Source organism: Streptomyces sp. NPDC005408, from assembly GCF_040606445.1.
Lineage (GTDB): Bacteria > Actinomycetota > Actinomycetes > Streptomycetales > Streptomycetaceae > Streptomyces.
Map to the genome: position 1 here is coordinate 1 of NZ_JBEXEX010000116.1, position 5,572 is coordinate 5,572.

General features: G+C 68.3%; 3 protein-coding genes. All 3 read left to right on the plus strand.

Features of this window, described 5'->3' with window-relative positions:
• The first annotated feature begins 535 nt into the window (after positions 1–535).
• The 3 genes from ABZS64_RS38975 (at position 536) to ABZS64_RS38985 (ending at position 5,109) form a co-directional block, all read left to right on the plus strand.
• A complete protein-coding gene (locus ABZS64_RS38975) occupies positions 536–1,180 on the plus strand; it encodes a dihydrofolate reductase family protein (RefSeq protein ID WP_355839909.1) in 645 nt (214 codons plus the stop codon).
• Between the two features lie 786 nt (positions 1,181–1,966).
• Positions 1,967–3,610, plus strand: a complete 1,644-nt coding sequence (locus tag ABZS64_RS38980; protein ID WP_355839911.1) for a serine hydrolase — start codon at positions 1,967–1,969, stop codon at positions 3,608–3,610.
• A 122-nt stretch (positions 3,611–3,732) separates the two neighbouring features.
• Positions 3,733–5,109, plus strand: coding sequence for an IS1380 family transposase (locus tag ABZS64_RS38985; protein WP_355839913.1), 1,377 nt, complete (start codon positions 3,733–3,735; stop codon positions 5,107–5,109).
• Positions 5,110–5,572: the final 463 nt, after the last annotated feature.

Consider the following 5,572-nt stretch of genomic DNA (forward strand, 5'->3'; position numbering starts at 1 on the left):
GTTCCATTTCCTGCACAACCAGGACAACGGCCATGCCGCACCGCTGGTCACGAACCACCGCCATATGACGAACCGTCACCCAGCTACACTCAAAAACCAGCCTCTGACCAGCGGCGATAGCGAACTACCGCTGGAGTAGTACCACAGCCGTAGATCGCGCCGGTGACCTGCGGTGACGCTGGACGCAGGGCAGCCACCCAGGTTGGACGCGGCCTGTGATCTATCGTGAGCGGGGAGTGCCGGTGCGGCGTCCCGGCCTGGTGGCGTAAGCAGGGCACCGTGCTGCGCGCTTCAAGATCGGTCGGCATGTGCTGTTCGAGGAATCGGACGTGCAGGCCTGGATCAAGGCGCACGGCATACCTGCCGAGCCTGCTGCCGGGCGTCGCACGGATGCTGACTGCGGGACGGGGTGGTGACCGATGCACCGGGCGAGGCGGTCGACGAGTACGAAGCTGGTGCCGTCGCAGCGATGAGTCTGCCGGCGCCCACAGGTCTACCTTCCCGACCGAGACAACCAACTCATCGGGAGTAAGTCATGGGCCTCATCCACATCGAGTTGTTCGCAACCCTCGACCTCGTCGGGCAGGCGCCCGGCGGCCCCGACGAGGACCCGGTGAGGTTCCCGTTCGGCGGCTGGCAGGCGCCCCTGCTGGACGAGGTCGCCGGGGCGCAGATCGGTGCCGCGTACGAGGGCACGGACGCCCTCCTGCTCGGCCGGCGGACGTATGACATCTTCGCCGCCTACTGGCCGTACCAGGAGGGCGGCGAGGACAACGAGATCGCCACGCTCTTCAACAGCGTCCCGAAGTACGTGGCCTCCCGCGGCAGGCCCGACCTCTCGTGGGCCGGGTCCACGCAGCTCGGCCCGGATCTGGCCGACGCGGTGCGCGAGATCCGTGACCGGCACGAGCACGTGAAGGTCGTCGGGAGCCTGAACCTGGTGCAGACCCTCCTGCGCGAGAAGCTTTTCGACCGTCTCGACCTCTGGGTGCACCCGGTCGTGCTCGGCGTCGGGAAGAAGGTGTTCGACGGTGGCGCGGTGCCCACGAACGTCACACTCCTCGAACCGCCGGTAGCCGGTCCGAAGGGCACCGTGTACCTGCGTTACGGGCTCGCCGATGGCACGCCCGGGACGGGGGACATGAGCGCACCCGATCGCGGTGCCGGGCGCGACGACTGAAGCCGCCCCGCGCCAGGTGGGTCCGTGTCGTCGGCGGTGAATCCGCCAGGTCGCCGCCGTCACGCAATGGCCTGGCTGGCCCCGGCGCCCTAGTACTACAGCCGTACACGGGGGCTGTGGTCTGCGGTAGTGGGCGGTGCGGGCTCGGTGCTGGTGGCGTCGTCGCCGGCGGGACCAGGCGAGGATCTGTTCGGTGGTCGCGATGGTGCGGGCCAGGAGCGTGGTGAACAGGCGGCGTGCTTCGGCCAGCGTGACCGCGATGAGCCCAGCCTCGTCGGTGGTGGGCCCGGCGGCGTTCATCCACTAGCCTCGCGCTTTCATAAAGCGGACTGTCCGAGGCTTGATCAAAAACGCGGGGAGTGCTCCTGACCTGTAGCAATAGGACTTGCCGAGGGGTCTGTTGGCTGCGAGCAAAGAAGCACTTCCCAGGTGAAGAGGCGTATCGGGTCCCACCCGCGCGTCCGTGTCGAGGGCGGCAGCCGCAGGGTTGTCTGTTCAGGCCGGTCCGTGCTACTGGTCGAGACGGTCCGCAAGACCTGCCTTCTACACGTGACAGTTGTGCCCATGCAGTTGAGGCGAGGTGGCGTCAACGATGGGCAGGGCCCTGCCGGCGATCGTGTCGGACCTGGGCGGTGGATGCCGACAGTCGCCGTTGCGTGGGGAGGTGCGACACCGTCCCGACTCCGTCCGGCCGAAGCCTTGGGTCTGAGCGTGCGAGCGTGAGGCTTACGCCGGATCCCCCGAATGGCCTGCCAAGGCGCGACAGGTGCCGGAGGAGGGATTTCCATGGACGACATGTCCCGACTCGATTGCGTATGCCCACGCCCTCTTCGCTCCGCCGCGGCACTGGGCCTGTTGGCGGCGCTGGCCGTCGGCTGTACCGCGGCCGATGCCGACACGACCGCCGCCGGGCGTGCGGCCGTCGCGACGTCGCCGCTGCCCACCGTCCCACCCGCCCAGCCACCGCGACAGCTCACCCGGGCCGAGGTCGAGAACGCTGTGAGCCGGCTGGACGACGTCGTACGAGACGTCATGCGCCGCACCGGTGTGCCCGGAGTCGCCGTGGGCGTGGTGCACGACGACAAGGTGCTGTATCTGAAGGGGTTCGGCCTGCGGACGGCAGGCATGAAGGACCGGGTCGGACCGGACACCGTCTTCCAGCTCGCCTCGGTCTCCAAGCCCATTGCGTCCACCGTGGTCGCCGCGGCCGTGGGCGAGAAGACCGTCGGCTGGGACGACCCGGTCGTCGACCACAGCTCCGGCTTCGCCCTCAAGGACCCGTGGGTCACCCGCCATGTCACGATGGCCGACCTGTTCTCGCATCGCAGCGGACTGCCCGACCACGCCGGAGACCTCCTGGAGGACCTCGGCTACGACCGCTCGTACATCCTGGACCACCTCCGCTACGAACCGCTGGCTCCCTTCCGTGCCCACTACGCGTACACCAACTTCGGGCTGACCGAAGCCGCCGTCGCCACCGCGCGAGCAGCCGGGACCAGCTGGGAGAAGCTGTCCGCCGACAAGCTGTACCGGCCGCTCGGCATGGACTCCACCAGCTCTTCCTTCGCCGACTACGAGAAAGCGGACAACAAGGCCGCCCTTCATGTGAAGACCGGGGAAACCTGGCGTGCCGAGCATGTGCGCGACCCGGACGCCCAGAGCCCGGCGGGCGGGGTCAGCTCCACGGCCCGGGACATGGCGAAGTGGCTGCGCCTGCAACTGGGCAACGGCAAATTCGAGGGGCGGCAAGTCGTCGACGCCGACGCACTGGAGCAGACCCACGTGCCGCACATGGTCTCCGAGCCGCCGCACTCGCCCGCGGGGAGGACCGGGTTCTATGGGCTCGGCTGGAATGTGAGCTACGACGACCAGGGCAGGCTGAAGCTCGGCCACTCCGGCGGCTTCGCGCTGGGGGCGGCCACCAACGTCGCGTTGTTGCCCTCGGAGAAGCTCGGCATCGTCGTCCTGACCAACGGCGAGCCCATCGGCGTACCCGAGGCGATCTCCGCCACGTTCCTCGACACTGCGCAGACGGGCGGGCCGACCGTCGACTGGCTGAAGTTTCTCGGGCCGATCTTCCAGCAAACCCTGCAGGGGGAACACTCGAAGGTCGACTACAGCAAGCCGCCGGCCTCGCCCGCACCCGCCAAGGCAACCAGCGCATACACCGGAACGTACGCCAATGAGTACTACGGCCCGATGACCGTCAGCGCCCAGGGGGGCGAACTCACCATGCAACTTGGGCCCAAGAAGCAACGGTTTGCCTTGCGCCACTACGACGGTGACACCTTCAGCTACAGCACCACCGGCGAAATGTCCGTCGGCCTGTCCGGCGTGACCTTTACCGTCGGGTCCGGCGGACGCGCCGACAAGGTCCGGGTCGAGAACCTCGACACGACCGGCCTCGGCACCTTCATGAGGAATGACTAGCCTCGCGCTTTCATGAAGCGGGCTGTCCGGCAGGCGGTCAGAAAAGCAGAAAGTGCCCCTGACCAGCAAGAATGAGGATAGTCGAGGTCCTTGTTCCTGCCACCGCCGGAGGCAATTCCCAGGTGAAGCACTCTCTCGGGTCCTACCCCCGCGTCCGTGTCCAGGACGACGGCCGTCAGGTCGTCTCCCGGGCCGGGTCGGTCCTGCTTGTCGAAACGGTCCGCAAGACCGGTCTTGACCAGGCCATATCCCAGGCCCTGGCTCCGTGGCGCAAACCGCGCGCCGTCCACGATCCCGGCAAGATTCTCCTGGACGTCGCCCTGGCGGTCGCACTGGGCGGGGACTGCCTCGCGGACGTCGCGATGCTGCGGTGTGAGCCGGCCGTCTTCGGCCCGGTCGCCTCCGACCCGACCATCTCCCGCCTGATCGACACCCTCGCCGCCTCCGGCGAGAAAGCCCTGCAGGCCATCCGGTCCGCACGCTCCGAAGTCCGCCAGCGTGCCTGGTCGTTGGCCGGCAAGAACGCCCCGTGCGCCGACGGCCAGGTCACGGTCGATCTCGACGGCGCCCTCGTGATCGCCCACTCCGACAAGGAGGACGCGGCCGCGACCTGGAAGAAGACCTACGGCCATCACCCGTTGACGGCCTTCGTCGACCATGGACCGGGCGGAACCGGTGAGCCCGTTGCCGCCCTCCTCATGCCGGGAATCGCGGGCTCGAACACGGCCGCCGACCACATCACCACCGCCCAACTTGCCCTGGCTCAACTGCCGAAGCACCACCGGCGGGGGCGGCAGACCCTGATCCGCACGGACTCCGCCGGCGGCACCCACGACTTCGTGTCCTGGCTCGCCAGGCGAGGACGGTGGCTGTCCTACTCGGTCGGCATGGTGATCACTGAAGCGATCCATGAACACGTGCTGAAGGTCCCCGCCTCAGCCTGGACCCCGGCCGTCGAGACCGACGGTGAGGCCCGTGACGGGGCCTGGGTCGCCGAGCTCACCGGCAAGCTCCTTAACGGCTGGCCCAAGGGCATGCGACTGATCGTCCGAAAGGAACGGCCCCATCCCGGCGCCCAGTTGAGAATCACGGACGCGGACGGCATGCGGATCACATGCTTCGCGACCAACACCCCTGACCGGCCGATCGCCGCCCTCGAGCTCCGTCACCGGCTGCGGGCCCCGACCGAAGACCGGATCCGGGCCGCCCGCTCCACCGGCCTGCGTAACCTGCCGCTGCGCACGAAAGCCCAGAACAAGGTCTGGCTCGAGATCGTCCAGATCGCCCTCGACCTGCTCGCCTGGATGCCCATGCTCGCCCTCACCGGCAAGGCCCGACTCTGGGAACCCCGCCGCCTGCGATTCCGCCTGTTCTCCGCGGCCGCTCAACTCGTCACCACCGGCCGACGCAGGATTCTCCGCCTTGCCCAGCACTGGCCCTGGACCGGCGAGATCACCGCCGCCCTCGAACGGCTCGCGCTCCTGGCCACCCCCGGCTGATCAGCAACTTTCCACCGTCCCGACGACAACAGCACCCGCCCGGGCAGTGGAACCCGGCGCCCACCCGACGCGACAACGGGGCCGCCGGCCTGCCCATCATCAGCTCCGGAAAGCGAAAGGGGCCACCGACTCCGTCTGCGGACCCTCGCGAAAGATCGAGGCTAGGTGGATATCCGGGCTGCGCAACCCCGAGGCGGGAGTGACGGCGTGTGCGCCACCGCGACATCGTGGGCATCATCTGGTACCAGGCGGTGAAGGAGATCGACTGGCGCGTGAGGCACGTCCCACGCATCGTCAGCCGCCTTCACCGCCGGGGATTCGGCGGACCGGTACCAGCAGCGGTGGGAGCCGGGTATGACGCCACGCCTTAGGCGCTGTTTCTCGGATCATGTTCGGAGCCAGATCATGAGGGCTGCGAGGGTGACAGTGCCACCGTAGATGTAGGCGCGCTTCTCGTAACGGG

Bases quoted from the DNA above. Each gene is read 5' to 3' on its own strand.
- ABZS64_RS38975 (WP_355839909.1), top strand. From the start codon at position 536: ATGGGCCTCATCCACATCGAGTTGTTCGCAACCCTCGACCTCGTCGGG.
- ABZS64_RS38980 (WP_355839911.1), top strand. From the start codon at position 1,967: ATGGACGACATGTCCCGACTCGATTGCGTATGCCCACGCCCTCTTCGC.